Below are 21360 nucleotides of genomic sequence, written 5' to 3'. Positions count from 1 at the left end.
TTAAGTTGGTTGACGCTCAGGCGATCTGTACGTTTTCGGCTTGAAGGCCCTTGGGGCCTTTGACTACGTTGAAGGTCACGGCCTGGCCTTCCTGCAGGCTCTTGAAGCCCTGGGTCTGAATTGCCGAGAAATGCACGAAGACGTCCTCGCCGTTGGGACGGGTAAGAAAACCGAACCCCTTGGCGTCGTTAAACCACTTCACTGTTCCTTGTTCCATTGCGCTTGTTCCTTTGAAAAGTGTGTACCGCCGAACTCAATGTGGAATTTGATTGCGAGTAAGGCAGGGAAGCGGAACAAGCAAGAAATCCAGATCGGATTCTTCGATCTATTCCAGTGTACCCCCTGAACAGCTACAAACACCGGCGGCGAGGACATTTATTCCTCCATTAACGGAGCAGGTGTTACAGAAGATGTGCTGACTGAGTAAGTTGCGGCCGCCAGCCAGTTGTGCCCGAACGCTGGAGAAGGATGAAGAGCGCTCGATTGGCTTCGTCGACCGCGCGCTTTAGAGGGATTGCACGGGGACGAGGGTCAGGTCGTCGACCAGACCGACTTCCTTCTGCACGAAGGGTTCGCCGTGGAGGACGCCGGCGAGGAGGCCGTAGTGGCGGGCTTCAGCGAAGGTGCGCTCGCGGATCTCTTCTTCGGGCACAAAGAGGGTGCTGCCGGAGGGCTGGTTGGCGTACTGGGACTGGTAGGCCATGAGCGAGGCGTGGCGTTGTTCGATGAACGGAGTAATGTCGACGATGAAGGTGGGGCGCACGTCGGCGTAGAGGCTGGCGTAGACGATTTTGAAGGGGCGATGGGGCGCGGTGCCGGTGTCGATTTTGGCGAGGCCTGAGAGGAAACAGGCTTCATAGCCGAGCGAGGCAACGATGGCGTGATCGGGGTGTCGGGCCTGCCAGTACGGAAGAATGACGACGCGGGGGCGGAGTTCGCGGAGGACGCGGACGATCTTGATACGGTTCTCGAGAGTGTTGGCGATGGCGCCGTCGGCCAGGTCCAGGGCTTGACGCCAGCCGACGCCGAGGATGCGGGCGGCTTCGTTGGCTTCGCGGGCACGGTCATCGGCGGTGCCGCGGGTGCCGGCTTCGCCCTGGGTGAGGTCGAGGATGGCGGTGCGGAGGCCGCGGGCGGCGGAGCGGAGAAGGGTTCCGCCACAGGTCTGTTCGACGTCGTCACGGTGGGCGGCGATGGCGAGGATGTCGGCGGTGAAGGGGGATTGCATGATTCGGGAATCAGTTCGTAGTTCATAATTCACAGTTCCCGCTGATCAAGAACCCCGCGAAAACTGTGAACTACGAACTGTGAACTCGAGCTTAGTAGACGGTGTTGTTGGCGTCGCTCAGGCCGTCCATGTAGGCGACGTCGTAGGCGGTCCCGGTGACGGTGACGTACTGGTTGTTCTTGGCGATGCCGTCGGTGGTGGAGTAGATGTACACCTGTCCGCCTTCAGCCGTGTAGATCTTGTGCAGGCCGGTGACGGAGGCGATGCCGGTGGCGTCGCCGTGGAATGGCTCGATGAGCTTCACGGTCTTGGACGCGGTGTCGAACATGGTGAGGCAGCCGTAGTCCTGGCCGGTCTTGAAGCGCTCGCCATTGGAGCAGTTGATCATGCCGATCCAAAGAGTGTTGTCGTCAGACTCGATCATGCGGCTGAGAGCGCCGGGAGCGCCGTCGCTGATGGAGATGGGCGAGCCGGCAGTGTTGTTGGTCAGATCGACGACGGTGAGCCGGCCGGCGAAGAGGCCATCAGGCTGAAGCTGCTGACCGACGACGTACATTGTGGAGCTGTCGATGAGCGCATTGCTTGCGCCGCCGGGGATGGAGTAGGTCTTGAGCGTGGCGGTGGTGGGCAGCTTGCCAGACTGCTGGTTGGGGGCGAAGATCATCGCTCCGGTGGGGATCGGCGTGTAGCCGGCGCTGGCTCCGCCGCACTCGCGGCCGCAGCTCAGGACGTAGGCGGTGCCGCCATCATTCGAGAAGAGGGCCTTGACGGGGCGGTCGAAGACGAGGGGCTTGCCGTAGGCGGTGCCAGTACCGTCGACGCTGTCGGGGCTCTGGGCCTGGAAGAGGCACCAGCCGGGGGCGTTCTGCGGCTCACAATCGACTGCGGCCTTAGGCCAGGTGGAAGGGCCGCCCGAGTAGGCCAGGGTCTGTGACGCGTTGAGCTTGATGGGATAGTACGCGTAGTTGGAGTTCTGCACAAACGCCATGGCCACGGTGCCGCCGGGGTTCACGCTCACGCGGTAGACGCCGGGGAGGCTCAGCGCGTAGGTGCCGTTCGAGGACTTGTCGACGACGGTGAGGACGGTAGCCTGCTGGTTGGCAGCGAAGACGAATGCCTTATTGCGGGTGATGAAGACGGAAGACGAAATGCCGTTGAGGCCGCTCTGGTTTCCGGTGGCGGTCTCCTTCTGATAGTCGACGAGGCCGAGGCTGCCGTCACCCGATCCGTAGACTGCGCCGAGTTGCTCTTCGGGCATGTTCTGAATGGTGACAGGGAGGGCGCCGGAGTAGCCGGAGACGGAGAAGGTGGAGGTGTTGTTGTTGTATTTGAAGCGGACGTCGTAGAAGCCGTCGAGGATTTCCAACGCGCCGCGGGTGACGGAGCCGGGGTTCTGGATGGCCACCATGACGCGGTTGGTCAACTGGCTGGGCGGCAGTTGCCGGCCCGCAAAGTAAGTAGTTTCCCCACATCCCGCCAGCACGACGGAGACGACGAGTGCCGTGGCGGCGCTCAACCAAAGACTGCTCTTCTTCAAAATCCCTTACCTCGACGGAATGGGTTGCAGCATCCGCTGGCCTTGGGTCAGCCGCGGTAGAACTGGACGTAGTGAGGCGCCTTGAACCCGAAGGTCCGCCGTACCCGCAGATGAAGAGTACGCGAAGGTCAACGGTCAAAAAGCTGTCCCCGACATTGCGTTTGACTCGCCAAGTATAACAAAGCAACCATGGTGGCCGCGTGAAGGGGAGGTTGCGTCCGGGTGGATGGGAATGAGGTAGCATGAATGCACGATGCCTGCCTTCTCTGAGCTAATCGGCGATCGCCCGGTGCTGGCTGACGGCGCCATGGGCACGATGATCAACAGCCGCGGCGTGCCTATCAGCCGGTGCTATGCAGAGCTGAACGTGTCAGACCCGGCGCTGATCCTGTCGATTCATGAGGAGTATCTGCAGGCGGGCGCGGAAATTCTGGAGACCAACACATTCGGCGCGAATCGCTTCCAACTGGCGCGGCATGGGCTGGCCGATAAAGTGGCTGAGTTCAATGCGGCTGCTGTACGAATAGCCAGGCAGGCTGCGGACGGGCTGAAGCAGAAGAACGGCGGCGATGTCTGGGTGGCGGGAACGCTGGGTCCGCTGGGGGTTCCGCTGGAGCCGCTGGGCAAGACAGGCCTGGACGAGGCACGGGCCGCTTACGAAGAACAGGTACGAGCGCTGGTTGCGGCGGGCGTGGACATGATCATCATCGAAACGATGATGGCGCTGAACCAGGCGCGCGAGGCCGTGCTGGCGGCGCGAACGGCGGCTCCGGATCATCCCGTGCTGGTAATGATGACGGTGGATGACGACAGCAACTGCCTGGATGGGGCGTCGCCTGCGCATGCAGCCGCGGCCCTGACAGAGGCCGGCGCAGATGCGGTGGGGATCAATTGCTCGTCTGGCCCGGCCACGGTGCTGACTGCGATTGAAGGGATGCGCGCCGCGACTTCGCTGCCAATTGCGGCGATGCCGAATGCGGGGCTTCCGCGGGCGGTGGATGGGCGCAATATGTATTTCTGTTCGCCGGAGTATATGGCGAGCTTTGCGCGCAAGGCGCTGGCGGCGGGGGCGCAGATCATTGGCGGATGCTGCGGGACGACTCCGCACCATATTCGCGCGATGCGCGCGGCGGTGCGCGCGTTCGAGGGCGAAATGCACATCACGGATCCCGGCTCGGTGATTGAGATCAGCAGCGAGACGCCTCCGTTGAAGATTGGAGAGCGGTCGCGGTTCGGGGCATTGCTCGACAAGGGTACGTTTATCACGCTGGTGGAGATGATGCCGCCGCGCGGAATTGACTGCTCCCATGAGCTTGAGGGCGCGCGGATGCTGGCGAGCCGCGGCGTGCATGCGATCAGCGTGATGGATTCGCTGCGGGCGACGGCGCGGATCAGCGCGCAGAGCCTGTGCATCCAGATCAAGGAGCACACAGGCGTTGAGACGGTGGTGCACTACACGTGCCGCGACCGCAATCTGCTGAGCATCCAGTCGGATCTGCTAGGCGCGGCTTCGCTGGGCTTGCGAAACGTGTTGTGCATGACAGGCGCTCCGCCGAAACAGGGAAATTATCCCGATGCTACGGCGGTGTTCGATGTGGATTCGATTGGCCTGGTGAATGTGTTGCGGCTTCTGAATCACGGGCTCGATATCGGGGCGAATCCGTTTGGCGCCAGCACGAATTTCACGATCGGCGTGACGGCCAATCCAGGGGCTCCGGATATTGAGAATGAGTTGCATAGGCTTCGCTTCAAGGTGGAGGCGGGGGCCGAGTATGTGATTACGCAGCCGGTGTTCGATCTGACACTGCTGGAGCAGTTCATCCGAAGGATCGAGGTGTATCGGATCCCGGTGATTGCGGGGATCTGGCCGCTGACGAGCCTGCGGAACGCGGAGTTCATGAAGAACGATCTGCGGGTCTCAGTGCCGGAGTGGATCATGTTGCGCATGGCGCAGGCGAGCACAGGCGACGGCGCTCTTAAGGAAGGCACACGCATCGCGCAGGAGATGGTGGAGGCGGTGCGGCCATCTGTACAGGGCGTGCAGTTGAGCCTGCCACGGAATCAGTATGCGGCGGCGGCTGAGGTGCTGGCGGCAGTGGTGTCGGCGTAGTTTCGGGCATTCGGCGCGACCCGACAGGGTTGCCGAGCCTACTTCTTCGATTGGATCAATCGGATGCGGGCGGTCAGGGCGCGGCCGGAGGGTTCAGTGAACTGGCCGTACTGCGGCGAGTCGAGAACGTTGTTGACCGTCGCGTAGTTGCCGCTGTTGTTGATGTTCTCCAGGATGCCGCGGAGCCCGAGGTACATGCCGCGGAAGTGGAATCGCCACTCGAGGCCAGGGCTAAATGATTTGTAATTCGGGAAGCGCTGGCCGTTGGCTGCGCCGACAACTTCACGATTCGCATTGATGGATGTGAACGGGAAGCCGGTGTGCCAGTCGAAGGTGTAGACGAAGTCCCAGTTCTTTTTGAACCACGGCACATAAAAGGGAAGCCATCCCCAGGAGAGGACGCGGTTGGGCGTGTCCCATGAGAGGGGGCCGCTCTGCTGCGGGCCGAGATACGAAATGGAAGGGAAGTAGTCGATGGCCGCGTTGGTGTGCGCGAGCGAGTGCGTGTATGCGCCGAAGAGCGTGTAGTTGCCGGAGAAGCTATGGCGCGCTTCGATGGAGACGAGGCTATCGTCGTCTTCGCGGCGATTGGTGAGCACGTAGTTGCCTGAGAGTGCCGGGCTCTGCTGGTTCACATACGTAAATTCGTGGCTCACTTCTTTCTGAATGTAGTTGGCCTTGACGTAAATGGCATGAGGCAGTCGGTGCTCGATGCCGATGCTCCAGTTGAGGGCGTGAGCTTCTTTGAGCGACTCGTCGTTGTAGGTAAAGGTGGTGGGGAGCGGTGGCGTTGTGGGAGTGATGCCGTCCGCGGCGTAGTAGGTGTCATAGCGCGTGCCGGCGAGTGCGCGGGCGAGGTATTCAAGCTGCGTGTGCTCGTAGTAGATGCCGACGCCGGCGGAGATCTTGGTGGTGTTGACGGCGCGCTTGGGCGAGTAGACGACGGCCAGGCGCGGAGAGACGACGGGGCTGGAGATGATCTCGTCGAAGTCAACGCGAAGGCCGGGCTCGAACAGGAGGCCGGTGCGTGGGGTCCAGCGATCCTGTACGTAGAGGCCTGACTCGACGTTGTGGCGCGTGAATGGCTCGTAGGCCGGGAATGTGCTCTGACGAAGCAGGGTGCGGTCTTCGCGAAGGTAATTGACCGGGTCGCGCTGATAGGCCTCGTCGTAGCCGATGCGGTCGAGATCGAGTCCGGCCTGGAGGTCGTGACGGCCGAGCCAGTGCAGCGGTGGGAAGTAGAAGAGAGCGTTGGCTTCGACGCGCTGCGAACTGCTGGTGAGGGTTTCGAAGTAGCTGCCCTGTGAGAGCTCAGGCGTGAGCGCGTAAGGCGGGCCGGTGTGCGGCTCGTAGCCGGTACGGAAGCGCGTGATGCCCAAGCCGAGATCGAGCAGTGCTCCGTTGTGGAAGGTGTGCTGGTCGCGGATGTAGGGCAGCCACGCGAGTATGTCGGTGTGCGTGGTGCTGGAGCGCGGCGTGAGTGAGCCGATGCCGTCGTAGGGCGAGTGGTAGTCGTTGAACAGGAGGCCGGTGTTGATGATGTTGCGCGGCGTGGCGTTGAACTGCACGCGGAACAGATTGCTGCCGCGCGCGAGCTGGTTGGTGTTTTCGCCTTCGGGGAGTTCGCGGATGTAGATGTTGTCGTACTCGAACTCCATGCCATCGAAGAACCAGGCGCGGTCGCGCACGACCGGGCCAGTGAAGGTGACGCGGGGCACCACCTTGTCAAAGCGAATGCCGTTGGCGTCGTGAAACGAGGGCAGGAAATCGGTTGCGTTGAAGCGGAACTTGTTGTCGCCCATGCCGGTGAAGAAGGCGAGGACGCCGCCGGTGCTGCGGCCGTATTGCACGGGATAACGCGTGGTTTCCTGATCGATGGAGCGGACCGCGTCGGCGCTGAAACGCATGGCGAGCTGGCCGCTGATCGGCGAGCGGATGTCGAAGTTGTCGAGCAGGTCGAGCGTGGCCCAGGTTTCTGAGCCGGCAATGTGGATCTGGCCGTACTGATCCTGCACGACGCCGGGGAAGTACGGCAGCAGGTTGCGGATGTCGCGCGAGGTTGCGTAGGGGATGTTGATGATTTCGGGGAGCGCGAGGGTGAGCTTGTCGGAGACTTCCTGGGTGTCGATTTCAGCCGACGAGGCGGAGACGTCGACTTGCTGCACGAGCATCTGCTCGTGGGTGAGGACGATGCGGATATCGCGTGCGAGCGGGTCGGCCTCTTGCGTGACGGATTCGTAAAAGCCAGGCTTGGTGACGCGGATCGAATAGGGGGAAGGGGCGGCGATGGAGTAAGCGGCGTGACCGCTGAAGTCGGCTGAGAGGCGAAGCGCGGGTTTGTCGGATTCCTGGATGGTGATCTGAGCGTCAGGGACTACCGCTCCGTTCTCGTCGACGATGGTGATGGAGATGCGCTGTGCGGGGGCCGGTGTCTGCGCGGCCGCGGCGGTGCAGAGACAAACGAGCCAGGCGGCGAGAGGGGCAGCGAGGAACGCACGGATTATGGCCCGGAAGACTTTCACAGGACTTCCATTCTAGTTGGCGCGATGCTTAGCGCGCGGTGATCCGAGTAGAGACTGGGACGGCTTTCGACTTGGATGCGGAAAATGCGGAGGGGAGCGGGGAGTCATTAGAATAAGGAGACGTCACAACTGGAGCCGCCCGGAATGGCCACGTTTGAAGAGTCGTTGAAAAAGCTGGAAGTCATCGTCGATCAGCTGGAGAAGGGCGATCTGCCGCTGGAGGAGTCGCTCAAGCTGTTTGAGGAGGGCGTGGGGCTGTCCGCCGTCTGTAAGCAGGAGCTGGACGCGGCCGAGGGCAAGGTGCAGTTGCTGATCAAGCAGCGCGACGGATCGTTGCGGACGGAGAGTTTTCCGACGGAGAGGTCTTCGTAGGCGAGGCGGCATTCGATGTGCCCGGTTATTTCAGATTGCGCGTAAAGAAGTCGAGCGTGCGTTGGCTGGCATCAGTCAGGGTGGACCCGGCAAACCCATGTCCCTCGCCCGGATAGAAGTGGCTCTCGCACGCGTAATGCTCCATTTCACATAAGCGGGCGACCTGCTCCGCATTGACGATCGGGATAACGCGGTCTTGCTGCCCATGCAATATGAGTAGCGGCGGCATGCCCTTCCGTCGTTCGAAGAACACATCTGGCAGGCTGCCGTACCACTCGGCGACCGCCGCCGCCGGCACATTCTGCGACCCGGCCGCGAGAGCCACTGACGCGCCAAGTGAAAAGCCTAAGAGGCATATCTTGCGCTCCGACCAGCCAGGTTTTGCGCGTGTCTCCTCAATGAGATTGGCTACAGCTCGTTGCCACATCTCGTAGTTCTTGTCCGACGGAGTGTTTGAGCCGGAAGCGTCAAAGTAGTGCAGCAGAAGCACGGTGTAGCCGCGGGCGACAAAGTACTCCGCCTGTTGGCGGTAGAGCAGGACGCCGGGGCCGCTGGCTCCGTGAAGCAGGATGAGCATAGGACCCGTCTCGCTCGGGCCGAAGATTTCGTAAGTCACTTTCCGGCCGTCGCTCACATATGTCGCTGATTGCTGCGACACGGCAGATACTCCATTGACGCAGACGCAGAGGAGCAATAGAGTCAGGGTCGCCGACTTGAAGGAAATCATGCCGTCATCATGCACCAAAAAGACGTGCGGTGGCGGGGCTTTCTCCTGTCGCCGGCAAGCCGGAAGTAACACTGCTTGCGATGCCCAAAAACGCAGCCGCCGATCCTTTATCTGGTGGGTGGCGTGGGGCGGGTGTAGGATGGGGCCGACTCAGCAAGTCATTTCTAAATCTCATCTGGGGCGGTGCACTCATGCGCATTCATTTTGTTGCTGCTCTCATGCACGCGGCTTTGCCGCTAACTATGCTTGCGACATTGCCGGCCGCGATGGCTGCGGCGGATAAGAAACAAGAGGAGCCGAAGGCGGCTCAGTCAATTCCGGAACTCAAGCAGCAGATTGAAAAGATTCTCAAGGATACCCACACGCCTGGGGTGTCCATTGCGATTGTGCACAAGGACGGGCCGGAGTGGGTGGGGGCGCTCGGGCTCGCGAATGTAGCGGCCAATCAGCCGGCGACCGTCGATACGCTGTTCCGCATCGGGTCCACATCGAAGGCCTTCGCCTCGCTGTCGATTCTGAAGCTGGCAGACGAGGGCAAGCTTTCGCTGAACGATCCGGTGCGCAAACTCGCGCCCGATGTGCAGTTTGAGAACAAGTGGGAAACGACCGATCCGGTGCGCGTGGTGAATCTGCTGGAGCATACGACGGGCTGGGACGATCTCCACCTGCGCGAGTATGCGTTGAATGCGAACGGGATGGACCTGAAGTCGGGCCTGGAGTTCGGCGCATCGTCGCGGGTGTCGCGGTGGCGTCCGGGGACACGGATGTCTTATTGCAACTCGGGTCCGGCGGTCGCCGCCTACATCGTGGAGAAGGTAACGGGGCAGAGATTTGAGGATTACGTGCAGCAGAATTTCTTTAATCCGCTTGGGATGAAGACAGCGACGTACTTTCTGCCGCAGGCGAATGCAGTGACGCTGTATCACAATGACGGGAAGACGCCGTATTCATATTGGCACATCAGTCTGAGGCCGGCAGGAGCGATCAATGCGTCGGCGAATGACATGGCAGCGTATGTGCAGTTCTATTTGAATCGAGGCACGGTGAATGGAACTGCGGTGATTCCGGCGGCGGATATTGATCGCATGGAGAGCCCGGTGAGCACGTGGGAGGCGAAGGACGGGCTCAAGGCCGGATACGGGCTTAGCAATTACTGGACGTTCAACGACGGGTTTGTGTATCACGGGCACAACGGCGGCGTTGAGGGCGGGCTGACCGACATGAGCTACATGCCGGATTATGGCGTGGGCTATTTCTATTCGATCAATAGCGGGAATGGCGACGCGTTCGACAAGATTGGGAAGGCGATCAAGAAGTACATCACGCTGAAGCTGCAGAGGCCGGCGGTTCCGGCTGCGGCGGCGCTGCCGTCGTTTGCGGCGGATTATGCGGGCTGGTACGAGCCGAACTCGCCGCGGCAGGAGATGACGCATTTTGTAAGCCGGATCATTGGGCTGACGCGTGTCTCGTTTGCCGACGGGAAGATGACGCTGAAGGGCATGAATGGGCCGGCGTCGAATTTTGCGCCGGTGGAAGGAAGGTTCTTCCGCTATCTGCCCAAGGATGGGCCGCCCGAGCCAGCGGCTTCTGCGGCGCTGATTACGCCGAATGGCGATGGTGTTTTCATCTTTGCGGGTCAGACGTTAAAGCGAGTTCCGACGCTGATGGCGCTGGGCGAGATCGTGCTGACCGGATTTGTTCTGCTGGCAGTGATTTCGCTTCCGCTGTATGCGCTGTTCTGGATCATCGGCGGGTTTATGCCGGCGAGGCGGCGGCCGGCGGAGCGCGGGATGCGGTTGTATCCGCTGCTGGCCGTGCTGAGCCTGGTGGCGTTCTGCGCCGTGTTCATGGGGGCGTCAAGCGACGTACTGAAGCGGCTGGGGAACGTGACCGGGTGGTCAGTGACGCTGTTCCTCATTACAATTCTTTTTGCCGTGATGGTGCTGATGAGCACGTGGGCAGTGGTTACGGCGAGTGGTGAGGGAGTGCGCCGCGGCGTGCGGTGGTATTCGGGGATTGTGGCAGTGGCGCTGTTGATTGCGCTGGTGTACCTGGCTTGGTGGGGAGTGATTGGGGTCAGAACCTGGGTGTAAAGGCAGGGAACAGGCAACAGGGAACAGAAAGACTGGGAAACGCGAATAGAGGCAGGGACAACGGGCAGCGCTAGCGGGTGGAGGCGCGGGGATTCGCGGTGACTAGGGCGGCGGGTGAGACACGTCCTTCGGCCATGGCGGCCTGGTGCGCGGCTACGGTTTGCTCGAGGACCTTGAGCCCCTGCTCAAAGCTCATGGCGGGAGGAACGAGTTCGAATCCGCCGCGTGTTTCGCTGGTTTCGTGGGCGATGGTTTTGAGGAGCAGCGCGCGTCCGCTCATGTGGATTTCGCAGCGGTCGGTCTTCCATTCGCTGTCGGAGACCGCAGTGCGGGACAGTCGAAACCAGCTTCCCTTGTTGACCTTGCCGAGCATGCCGAAGCCGAAGGTGACGTCGTCGTTGAGGCGGCCTTCGAGCCGGCGCAGACGTTTCATGCGCACATCGATCCAGAGATCACCAGTGAGTTGATGAAAGACGCGGGCTTCGATGCTGTGCGCGGAGTACTTCGGGTTGGGCGTGTAGCGCAGGTGGCGCGCGCCGTTTTCGATGCCCGCATCCTGGTAGAGGAAGGCGTCGGGCAAGAGGGCGAGGATGCGGCCGACGCGCTGCTCGTCTTCGCGATAGGCCTGGCGGCGGCTGGCCTGCTCAGAGGCCGAATTGCGCAAACTGAGCAGTTTGGCGCGCTCGACTTCTTCGTGCTCTTCATCGAGCGGCTGCCCGTTCTGAAGAAGGAGGCGGCTCACGGCTCCGTCGGCGGTTTCGACCTGCTCGGTGATGTGGGAGCCGTTGTCGCCCTGCTGCTTGATCCAATAGCGCCAGTAGGCGTGTTTGCCGTGATCCTGCAGCTCGTTGTAGACCGTTTCGCGCACCAGGCGGCCGGGGTCTTCCGTCGCGGCGGGCTGGACTGAGTTCTGAGCTGGGTTTTGTGCGCAGCACGTAGATGCCGCGGTCAGAATGCCTGCGAGAATCCACACTGCGCGCATCCGGGTGTCCTCCAACGGGAAGGATCGGGGATCGGCTACAGTATCGGGCCTGCGATGTGAAGGGCTTGCGAGGGCGCGTTGAACAACGGAAGAAAACGGGGAGGAACCAGGGAAGATACCGGAAGTGGCATCGGGTTGTGAGACTGACAGATTTGGCATGACTACCCGATCCGTTCCCCTTTGTTCGCGCCCGGCAAACGGACTGAAGGGGTAGATGCGCAGTTCTGCCCGGGCGGTTGATTCGGGGACAGAAAAGTGACAAGCGGGGGTGCTTGCTAAACTGAGGCCATGATCGACGAGCAGGAATTTCGCCGGGCCGCAGAGGCTGCACTGGACAGGCTTAAACGCCATCTTATTGAGCGCGAAGAGGAAGACGACGCTGGGTTTGAGGTCGAGGAGCAGCATGGCGTGCTAAATGTTCTGTTTGACGAGCCACCAGGGAAGTTCGTGATCACGCCGAATACGCCGGTGCGACAGATATGGATTTCGGCGCTGTCGACGAGTTTCAAGCTCGATTGGGACGCTGCTGCGTCAGCATTTGTGCTGCCGCGGAGCGGAGAGAAGCTGGTTCCGCTGGTGGATCGGCTGATTCAGGAGAGGCAAGAAGGATAACGGCAGGGAGTAGGGATTAGGGATTAGAAAGACAGGGACAAAAGATTTGGCATTAGGAAAGGGCCGGACACGCTGTGATGGCAGCTTGTCCGGCCCTGTTCTTTGCTGGCTACTCCACGCGGAGGGCGGTTACGGGATTGACGGCGGCGGCGCGACGGGCGGGGACCAGGCTGGCGATGAGCGCGCAGACACCCAGGGCGAGGACGGAGCCCGAGAGGACTAGCGGATCCCAGCTCTTTACCTGGTAGAGTTGCGCGGCGATAAGGCGGGCGCAGGCGATGGATGCGGGTACTCCGATCAGTAGGCCGATGACGATCTGCAGGAATGCGCCCCTGAGCACGATTCGCACGACAGTGAGGCGATCCGCACCGAGGGCAATGCGCACGCCGATCTCGCTGGTGCGGCGTTCGACGGAGTACGCCGTGACTCCGTAGAGGCCGACGGCGGCGAGGATGAGGGCGAGGAAGCCGAAGAGTCCGGTGAGTTGAGCGACGGTGCGCGACTGGTCGAGGCGGTCGGCCACTTGCTGCTCCATCGAGCGGACGCGGATCAGCGTGAGGTTGGGATCGACCTCAGAGAACGCGCGGCGCACCTGCGGCTCGAGGCCTTCCATGCTGCCGCTGAGGACAAGTACGGCGGACTCGATGATGTGGCTGCGTTCATCGATCATCTGCATCATCTTGTCGTGGTAAGTGGCGTGCTGGGTGAGCGGCACGAAGAAGTGGGGCGGGAGCCAGTGGCCGGTGGGATCGGTGTAATTGGCGGTGCGGACGACGCCGACGATCTCGTACATCTTGTCGTTCGTGGGGTCGCCGCCGCCGAAGGTCTGGCCGATAGGGTCTTCATCGGGCTTGAAATACTTCTTTACGAAGGCCTCGTCTACGACGGCGATGTTGCGCGTGGCGGCGGTGTCCTGCTCGCCAATGGTGCGTCCGCGAACGAGGGTTTGGCCGATGGCTTCGAGATAGCCGGGGCTGACGCGGTCCCAGGAAGCGAGGAAGTTCTCCATATGCGAGAGGTCCGGTGGCGTTTGTGATCCGGCACGGAAGACCGGCATGCCCCAGTTGTTGGTTAGTGGCGTATAGAGAGCGAGGGCGGCGTTCTGCACGCCGGGAATCTGCTTCAAGCGATCCTGCAGGGCGCGATAGGTGACATTGAGCTTCTCAGGGGAGTAGCTCGCGAAGGGCGCATAGAGCGAGACGTTGACGCGTCCATCGGTCTGGAAGCCGAAGTCCTGCGCCTCGAGCTTCTGCATGCTGCGCGTCAGCAGTCCTGCGCCAGTGAGCAGAACGACGGAGAGGGCGGCCTGAAGTACGACGAGCGATTTCTGCCAGAGAGAACTGCGGTCGCGCGTGGTGCGGGTGGCGCCATGCAGGGCGGTTGCGGGGTTGGCGCGTGAGGCGATCCATGCGGGGACGGTGCCGAAGAGAACTCCGGTGAGGAGCGAGACTGCGAACGCGAATCCCAGTACAGGCAGTGAAGGCAGGGCATCGATGGGTACGTAGAGGGCGTGATGAAACGCCATGGCGATGATGACCTTGACTCCGAGGAAGGCTACGACGATTCCCAGGAGACCGCCGGCCAGCGCGAGCACGAGGCTCTCGGTGAGCCATTGCCCGATGAGGCGTTTTCTTGATGCGCCAAGAGCTAAGCGCACCGCGGTGTGCGTCGCGCGTGCCGAGCCGCGCGCCATAAGCAGATTGGCTACGTTGGCGCAGGCAATGAGAAGGACAAGCCCGCAGACAGCGAGGAGGATGCGGAGGCTGGCTTCGTAATCGGCTTTCATGATGGCCACTCCAGCGCCGCCGGGAATGATATTGACGTGCTGGGTGGGCAGGATCTGCTTGAGCTGCTGCACGAATTGCGGAAACTGCGGTGCGAAGTCGTTGATGAGCCAGCTGCGCACGATGGTGGTGAAGCGCGGCGCGAGGGATGCGGGATTCACTCCCGGCTTGATGCGGCCGATGATGCGAAGCCAGGAGAGGGGCTGGTTGAGGAGAGAATTTGCGCCGGAGAGAACCGGTTCCTGCTGAATGGGGATGAAGAGCTCCGGTGGATCGCTCTGTAGGGTTTCGCCGTGGAAGCCGCGCGGGGTGATACCGACGATCGTGAATGGATGGCCGTCGATCATGAAGGTGGAGCCGACGATGCTCGGGTCCGATCCGTACTTCTGTTGCCATGCGCGGTAGCTCAACATGGCCGCGGGCGGGGCGGCGCGCTGGTCGTCGGCGGGCGTGAGGGTGCGGCCCGCGTATGCGCCTAGGCCGAAGGTAGCGAAGTAATTTCCGGAGATGTATTCGCTGTTGAGAGGTTTGGACTGCTCGCCGGTTTGTCCGCGGCGCACGCTGAAAAGATTGCTGCCGGCCTGGAAGGCGGCCATCTGTTCGAACTCGGGCGCGGCCTGCTTGAAGCGCTCATAGACGATGACGGGGTAGAGTCCCCAACTGTCTTCAGGGCCGGTGTTCACGCAGCAGTCGCTGCCTTCGCCGATGCGGTAGAGCGTGTCGGGATCGGACACCGGCAGCGACTTGAGCATGACTGAATGGATGAGCGAGAAGATAGCGGTGGTGGCGCCGATGCCGAGGGCCAGCGTAAGCAGGGCAGTGAGCGTAAAGACGGGCGACAAGCGCATCTGCCGCAGCGCATAGACGAGATCCTGACGCAGGGTTCGCATGGCAAGCCTCTGGTGAATGCATACGGAGGATGAAGCTTGTGCGGTTCCGGCGTTGTGATGGCGGATACAAGCGAGTGTGAGATAGCGCGGTTTGGAGCATTATTCGGTAGGAAACGGGCATATATTCGCTGATCAGGCAGGTAGTTATGGCGCAGAGCGCAAATCACGAAGAACGTTTCCAGGCGCGCGAGTCCGGTTATCGCTGGCTGGCGGAGTTCTACGATGCATTCTTCGCGCCCTTTGCGCAGCCGATGAACAAGGCTCGCGTCAAGATCCTGGGTGGCATTCTCAAGCACGTTGATACGGCGTGCGATTTAGCGTGCGGGACAGGCACGGCGGCGTTGGCGCTGGCGCGCAGAGGCATCCGCGTGTATGCGGTGGACCTGTCGGCTGGGATGTGCCGGGTGACGCGGCGAAAGGCGCGCGCGGCGAACGCGGCGGTCGACGTGATTCGAGCAGATATGCGCAGCTTCCGTCTGCCGGAGAGCGTGGACCTGGTGATGTGCGAAGGAGATGCGCTCAATCATGTGTCGCGCAAGCAGGACCTGCGGCCTGTTGCGCAGGCGGTGTTCCGGGCGCTGCGGCCAGGCGGATGCTTTTATTTCGACGTGAATAACAGCCTGGGCTTTCAGCGCTACTGGAAGGGCCTTGTGTGGGTTGAAAGGCCCGGTGTAGTGATGGTGATGCGTAACCGGCACAGCCCCGACGGGCTGCGCGCATTCTCCGATATTGAATACTTCATCCGCAGCGGCCGCGCCTGGGTGCGGCGCCAGGAACAGGTGCGCGAAGTTTGCTGGACTTCAAGCGAGATCGAGGAGGCGCTGACGGCGGCGGGATTTGAGTCAATCCGGGAATGGGATGCGACGCCGTTTTTTGGCGCGAAGTCGCCGGTGGGACCAGGCTGCCGGAGTGTTTACCTGGCACAGAAGCCTGCGAAGTGAGCTGCGGCGAACCTGCAATCAAAGCCAAAAAGCCCGGACCGAGAGCCGGGCTTTTTGGCATGGAGGGTGATCGCTTACTGAAGCGAGTAGACGGTCTGGAGCACCTTCTCTGCCAGGTTGGAGGGCAGAGGCGCATAGGACAGGCTAGTCACTTCGCCTTCGCCGGACTTGATGATCCAGCTGAGCATGTCGTGCAACACCTTGGCCTTGGTGGGATCCGTGGACTTCATCGGGATCAGCAGGTAGGTGAAGCTGGAGATGGGATAGGCCGTGTCTCCGGGGGCGTTGGTGATGGAGACGCGGTAGTCGGCAGGAATCTTGGCGGTGGCCGCGGCGGCAGTGACACCGTCAATGGAGGCCTTGAGCCACTTGCCGTTGGCGTTCTTCACTTCGCCGAAGTTGATCTTGTTCTGGAGAGCGTAGATCAGTTCGACGTAGCCGATGGCGCCGGGGTTCTGGCGGACGAGGCTGGCGACGTTCTCGTTGCCCTTGCCGCCGATGCCGGTGGGCCAGTTCACCGAGGTGCCCTTGCCCGGGCCGTCGGCCCAGTCCTTGTTGACCTTGCTGAGATAGTCGGTCCAGATGAAGGTGGTGCCGCTGCCGTCAGAACGGTGAACGACGATGATGCGATCGCTGGGCAGGTTGACGCCCGGATTGTCCTTGGCGATCTTGGGATCGTTCCAGCTCGTGATCTTATTCATGTAGATCTCGGCGAGAACGTCAGGCCCGAGCTTGAGGTCGCTCACGCCGGCCACGTTGAAGATGGGCACGACGGCACCGAGAACGGTGGGAATGTGGACCAGCTTGACCGGCGACTCGGCCAGAGCCTTGTCGGTCATGGGCATGTCCGACGCGCCGAAGTCGACGGTACCCTTGGTGACCTGGGTGATGCCGCCGCCTGAACCGATGGACTGGTAGTTGATTTCTACGCCCGGATGCGCCGAGCTGTACTCATTGAACCACTTGGAGTAGATAGGGTAGGGGAAGGTGGCTCCCGCTCCCGTGAGGTGCTGCGCCTGCGCAGCGCCCATCGCCAACATCAACAACGCAGCGGCAACTAAAGTTTTCTTCACGAATCGCTCCCTTGCAGGATTAACTGCCGTAGTCGATTCTCTGACGGCTTTGTTACGGGCGTTTGAAAAACGCCCGTAACTTCAACGAATTGTTACGAAAGATGTGTTAACAGATTGTTACAACGGCGCTTAGAAGTGGCTCGTAACGGTCTATTTTGACTTCTCGCTCTCGCGCCATTTCTCCGCCAGGCTCTTGTTGGACAGCGCTTTAATGTAGACGCCGCCGACGACGGAGCGGGCCTGGAAAGCCTCCTGTGCTCCGGATTTGGTGTCGTACCAGTCTGTGAGAGGCACGCGGGTGGGGCCTTCATTGATCCAGTGGCCGATGGGGTCGAGGAAGGCGTTCCAGTCAGCCTGGTTGTCCGCGAGGGCGGCGGTCCAGATCTCCCAGTCGAGCTTGGTGTACGTCTTGCGGCTGTCGAGCGGGAGACCGAAGCGGTTGAGGTCCTTGAGGTAGAAGGCGATCTCGGTCTGACGGACCTTGGCCGGGAAGAGGTTGAAGCCAAGGATCTGGTCCCAGGCGAGGTTGTACTTCTGGCTCCAGGTACCGGGCTTGTCGAAAGCCAGCTTGTAGTGGTCACCATCGATGGCCATGGTCTGCCATTTGGCGGCCATCTCGTGAGCCATCTTGTCGTACTTGCCGGCGACGTCGGATTTGCCCAGGCCCTTGGCCATCTGCGCGAAGGCTGCCAGGCCCTCGATGGCCTTGATGGAGAGATTCGCGTTGTGGGCGAGGTGGCCCGCAAAATCGTCCGTCGAGAGCTGGTTCGGCGGATCCAGCCCCTTCTCGCCCAGGTAGTCGGCCCACTTTTGGAACTGCGGCCAGTACTGGCGGGCGAAGTCCCAGTTGCCGAGCTCGGTTTCCATGGCGGCCACCAGGATGAGCATGTTGCCGCTTTCTTCGACAGGCATCTGGTCCTCTTCCGTGCGCTCGCCGCCGCCGTAGACCTGTCCATTGGCAAGGGGGTAGGTGCCCAGGTCATGCGGGGCAAAGGGCCACTTCCAGCGCGGAAGCGCGGCGTACTCCATCACCGGCTTGAGCTGTGCTTCGAGGAGCCGGGGATTAAAGAAAAGGAAGAAGGGCCCCGAGGGATAGAGAACATCCACGGTGGAGATGCAGCCGTTGGAGAAGTTCTCCTTGGGGAAGAGCATGGGGGTGCCGTCGAAATCGGCGGCCAAGCCGTGCGCGGCGAGGGTCTGGCGATAGGCCAGGGCGCCGAGCTGCGCGTAGACGGGGCCGCCGGCTTTTTCGAGATCGGCGGTCAGCTCCTGGTCGAACCGGTTGCCGCGCTCTTCCAGGCTTTGGTAGTCGCGCTCGGCTGCGGCGAGCATATCCTCAACGGTCTGGCCATTGCGCTGCCAGTAGGGACGAAGGCGGCGGTTGAGGTATTCGATGGCGAAGTCTTCGGTGTAGGCGAGCAGCAGGTGCCGGCTGACGGGAGCGGTGACCTGTCCGAGCGGCAGCGCGACAGCGAGATGCGCCGCATCGTTGCGCGGAGAGCGCGGCATGTCCATCTGGTCGGCCGTGGGAATCGTGCCGCTTTCGACGAACGACTGCATGGCGTCATGCGAGGTCACGAGCTGCGCATGCGCGGAGTCGGGCACGGCGAGATGGAAGTAGCCCCAGTCGATGCGGAGATCGTCGCCGGCCCGGTTGAGGACGCGCTGGTCGCGGGAGCCCACGCTTAGAACGTTCATTGCGCCAGCCGCCTGCGAGCGTCCCCAGGTCACCTCCTGGTCATCGGTGTTAACGGCGATCACGGGATCGACGTCGACGAGCAAGGAAACTTCGTGACCGGTGCCGCCGGTGACCGTGAGGGTCAGATAGGTGACGGGGCGCGAGAGGATATCGAGATCGTGCGGCAGAGACGGGGTGAAGAACTCGGCGGTGAGCTTCACGCCGGCGGCGGTGAACTCATATATGGTGTGCAGCGGCGTGACGCGGAGGGCGGTCTGCTGCATGGCGGGGACTTCGCGGGGGTCTGCACCCATGAAGCGGTAAGGCTTGCCGTCAATGCGGACGAGTCCGTAGAGGGGCTGGCGTTTGCCGGTCCAGTGCGTGGTGTTGCGGTCCGTCAGGTGATCGGCCGCCGACCAGACGCTGAAGTACGGGTCGTAGGCGATGAGGGGGACGGCGGGGGGACGCTGGGTCTGAGCATGGGCGGCTAAAGATGAGACGGCAAGGATGCAGAGCATCGAAAAGGATTGCAGAGTTTTGAAGATGGCTCTCACGGGACCTCAATCAATGATGGAAACGTTTGCAAAGCTGGCGGAGATCATTTTAGAGGACGGGAGGATGAGAGGCCATGGGAAGGACGGTCTACCTAAGCTCAAGGACTACGCTGTCCGCGCTCTCGATACCGCCCGGACCGTGATCCTGAATGATTCTCCACCAGCCAATCGAAAACAGCGCACACCGCTTCAGTGCTTGCGGTATCCCGACACAACGCAACTAAATATCCACTCTGTATGCCCTGCTTCTCTGCATCGATCGGAAGTCTGGACCGAGAGAACCGCTCCCTTGTGAACTATGCGAGGGTTCAAGCGCGGCACTGTTGCGTCTGCCAATTTGTCACCCTTCACCACCGGAATGCTGAATGTCAGGCGCTCGCCGACCTTATATTCAGGCGTGGAAGTTGAAATGACCGTGGCTGAAAGCGACTGAGTCGCAGCTAGAATTCCGCTCCAAAACCCGGGCGCGTCTCCGACCCCATCTATCCGTACACATATTGAGGGAGAACTCGCAGCGTGAGGTTGACCGTGAACAGCCAGTGAGGGAACGAGAGTCAGCAACGTGCTGAGGACCAGCATCTTGCGTACATGCATGTCCAACACTTTACGTCATCAACTGAGCGAAGTTCCCGACTTGTCGCCAATCGGGAAGTAATGAAGCCAGAAGCAGGTCCTTCAACCGCGTTTGATCGCCCGCGATCAACCTCGCTCAACGGTCTGCAGCGGAAATCAGGACGAGGGCCGCCACCAACCCACGCTACTTACCACGGGCGTACCGTCGAAGTCGAGGCGGAGCCCGGCCTCGGAAACCAGTCCGCCCACGGAGGAGGCACCCAGGACCCGATCGTCTTTCCCTACTGGATCCCTTTGCGATGGACCTGCCACCGGAAGTCGCGGCAAAGTTCGCAGTGAGCACCGGTGAAGGTTTGCGCGGCGATCTCGTCATGATTCAACTGCCAGCTCAGCCAGTCGAGTTCGATCTTGGTCCCTTCAGCGTTCGGAACAGACATCAGACCCCCGTGGCCCGCGCCGGGCTGATCGCCAAGGAAGATCGGCACTTTGTGGACATGCTCGAAATCATCAAGGCCATTCGATTCGGCAATGTCTTCAGGACCGCCGAGCAGGTAAAGGACGGGCGTGTGCAGCTTGTCCAGATCTTCTTTCTTCAGCGAGGTCATCTGCGGCAGGCCAGCGAAACCGCCAGGAGGAGGATTTTTAAGGATCCCGCTGCTTTCGATGAGGACCGCGGACACCCGCGGATCGAAGCCGGCCTTCAGGGCAAGGATTCCGCCGCAACTGAATCCAGCCACAGCAATGCGTGCCGGGTCGATGGCGCCGAAATACGGGCTGCCCTGCCGCTGATTTTCGGCGAGTATCCAGTCAATGCCGGCTACCATCTTCTCCGCGGTGGAGCGGGCAGCAGGATCTTGCTGGCTCGGGCCTCCGTCGGCCCCTTCGGAGCGCGGCGGTGCCTTCGGACCGCTCAGAATCTTGCCGGGAACGATGACGACGTAGCCATGGCTCGCAATCTCCGTAAGGTGGAACCGCGAGCCTGCCGCATCGGGAGAACAAGCACCGCTGCCCCAGACGTAGACGCCCAGCTTGCCCTTGGCCTCCGCTCCAGCAAGATCTTTAGGCTGATAGATCACGTACTCCGCGCCGTTCGGAGCAGCCGCATAGCTGGCAGGAAATGGGCCTGAGCCTTCGAGATCGGGAACCTTATCCCACTTAAGGGAACCCATTAAGGCCGCCTTCTGGCCCAGGGCAGTGTTGGCCGGCGGAGGAAAAGTAAAGGCAGGGCGATTGCCCGCCTGCGGCTGAGCAGCGGCAGGCGTTGCCGGTGTCCCCTGCGCAGCGGCAATCGCGGCTGAAACCAGGAGGGCTGCCGGAAACCAAATTCCCATCTTCCAATATCGTGCTGGCATGTTCTTCACCTTGGACAAAGATTCCTGACCCAGGCGCACCGAATCACTTGTCGATTTACGCCTGCATCGAATGAGGACTGCGATTGTTCCTCACAAGCATACGATCTGAGGGCCGGCCCGGTGAGGGCCTTCCTCGCAACGTGAGATCACTCCAATTCCGACGTTGTTCCCGCAAAGTCCCCTTACCACTGCGCCCTAGCCTTGGAGTGCAGCGCTTCGAAACGAAACTTCCGGGTAGAGAGTCACTCGTCTGTTAGGAACAAAACAGTCCTGAGCGGTGTCTACTATCGTGTGTTCCAATGATCGCTGACGACCATGTCTAGACGAGTTCT

General features: G+C 61.4%; 15 protein-coding genes. 5 read left to right on the top strand and 10 right to left on the bottom strand.

What is annotated here, in order from left to right:
- Window positions 1–16: 16 nt before the first annotated feature.
- The 3 genes from MOP44_RS22315 to MOP44_RS22305 form a co-directional block, all read right to left on the bottom strand.
- The gene (locus MOP44_RS22315; RefSeq protein ID WP_260792615.1) at window positions 17–217 is read right to left on the bottom strand and encodes a cold-shock protein; all 201 of its coding nucleotides are present in this window, start codon (window positions 215–217) and stop codon (window positions 17–19) included.
- A gap of 288 nt (window positions 218–505) precedes the next feature.
- Window positions 506–1228, bottom strand: coding sequence for a bacillithiol biosynthesis deacetylase BshB1 (gene bshB1, locus MOP44_RS22310; RefSeq protein ID WP_260792614.1), 723 nt, complete (start codon window positions 1226–1228; stop codon window positions 506–508).
- A 91-nt stretch (window positions 1229–1319) separates the two neighbouring features.
- Entirely contained in the window at window positions 1320–2765 is a 1446-nt protein-coding gene (locus tag MOP44_RS22305; RefSeq protein WP_260792613.1) for a hypothetical protein, read from the bottom strand.
- 253 nt (window positions 2766–3018) lie between these two features.
- Here MOP44_RS22305 and MOP44_RS22300 point away from each other — a divergent pair, with 253 nt between their 5' ends.
- Window positions 3019–4875: a bifunctional homocysteine S-methyltransferase/methylenetetrahydrofolate reductase gene (locus MOP44_RS22300; RefSeq protein ID WP_260792612.1), complete on the top strand. Its 1857-nt coding sequence runs from the start codon at window positions 3019–3021 to the stop codon at window positions 4873–4875.
- A gap of 38 nt (window positions 4876–4913) precedes the next feature.
- Here the strand turns inward: MOP44_RS22300 and MOP44_RS22295 are convergent, their stop codons facing one another.
- On the bottom strand, window positions 4914–7397 hold the full coding sequence (locus MOP44_RS22295; RefSeq protein ID WP_260792611.1) for a TonB-dependent receptor: 2484 nt from the start codon (window positions 7395–7397) through the stop codon (window positions 4914–4916).
- Between the two features lie 144 nt (window positions 7398–7541).
- On the opposite strand from MOP44_RS22295, the gene xseB reads away from it, so the two are divergent.
- A complete protein-coding gene (xseB, locus tag MOP44_RS22290) occupies window positions 7542–7769 on the top strand; it encodes an exodeoxyribonuclease VII small subunit (protein ID WP_260792610.1) in 228 nt (75 codons plus the stop codon).
- Between the two features lie 25 nt (window positions 7770–7794).
- Here the strand turns inward: xseB and MOP44_RS22285 are convergent, their stop codons facing one another.
- Entirely contained in the window at window positions 7795–8427 is a 633-nt protein-coding gene (locus MOP44_RS22285) for an alpha/beta hydrolase family protein (protein WP_260792609.1), read from the bottom strand.
- 260 nt (window positions 8428–8687) lie between these two features.
- Here MOP44_RS22285 and MOP44_RS22280 point away from each other — a divergent pair, with 260 nt between their 5' ends.
- Window positions 8688–10589: a serine hydrolase domain-containing protein gene (locus MOP44_RS22280; protein WP_260792608.1), complete on the top strand. Its 1902-nt coding sequence runs from the start codon at window positions 8688–8690 to the stop codon at window positions 10587–10589.
- A gap of 70 nt (window positions 10590–10659) precedes the next feature.
- Here MOP44_RS22280 and MOP44_RS22275 read toward each other — a convergent pair whose 3' ends face one another.
- Window positions 10660–11571: a hypothetical protein gene (locus tag MOP44_RS22275; RefSeq protein ID WP_260792607.1), complete on the bottom strand. Its 912-nt coding sequence runs from the start codon at window positions 11569–11571 to the stop codon at window positions 10660–10662.
- 288 nt (window positions 11572–11859) lie between these two features.
- On the opposite strand from MOP44_RS22275, the gene cyaY reads away from it, so the two are divergent.
- Entirely contained in the window at window positions 11860–12183 is a 324-nt protein-coding gene (gene cyaY / locus MOP44_RS22270; protein WP_260792606.1) for an iron donor protein CyaY, read from the top strand.
- A 109-nt stretch (window positions 12184–12292) separates the two neighbouring features.
- Here cyaY and MOP44_RS22265 read toward each other — a convergent pair whose 3' ends face one another.
- Window positions 12293–14857: an ABC transporter permease gene (locus tag MOP44_RS22265; RefSeq protein WP_260792605.1), complete on the bottom strand. Its 2565-nt coding sequence runs from the start codon at window positions 14855–14857 to the stop codon at window positions 12293–12295.
- A gap of 146 nt (window positions 14858–15003) precedes the next feature.
- Between MOP44_RS22265 and MOP44_RS22260 the strand changes: the two genes are divergently transcribed.
- Complete coding sequence (locus tag MOP44_RS22260) at window positions 15004–15798, top strand: class I SAM-dependent DNA methyltransferase (protein ID WP_260792604.1); 795 nt, start codon at window positions 15004–15006, stop codon at window positions 15796–15798.
- Window positions 15799–15872: 74 nt separating this feature from the next.
- On the opposite strand, the gene pstS is transcribed toward MOP44_RS22260, so the two are convergent.
- The 3 genes from pstS to MOP44_RS22245 form a co-directional block, all read right to left on the bottom strand.
- A complete protein-coding gene (gene pstS / locus MOP44_RS22255; protein WP_260792603.1) occupies window positions 15873–16871 on the bottom strand; it encodes a phosphate ABC transporter substrate-binding protein PstS in 999 nt (332 codons plus the stop codon).
- 150 nt (window positions 16872–17021) lie between these two features.
- Entirely contained in the window at window positions 17022–19067 is a 2046-nt protein-coding gene (locus MOP44_RS22250) for a glutaminase family protein (protein ID WP_260792602.1), read from the bottom strand.
- Between the two features lie 890 nt (window positions 19068–19957).
- Window positions 19958–21028, bottom strand: a complete 1071-nt coding sequence (locus tag MOP44_RS22245; protein WP_260792601.1) for an alpha/beta hydrolase — start codon at window positions 21026–21028, stop codon at window positions 19958–19960.
- Between the last annotated feature and the right edge of the window lie 332 nt (window positions 21029–21360).

It is taken from the genome of Occallatibacter riparius (genome assembly GCF_025264625.1).
Classification (GTDB): domain Bacteria; phylum Acidobacteriota; class Terriglobia; order Terriglobales; family Acidobacteriaceae; genus Telmatobacter; species Telmatobacter riparius.
Note: the sequence above shows the minus strand (reverse complement) of the source record. Positions and strands in the feature narration are given on the sequence as shown.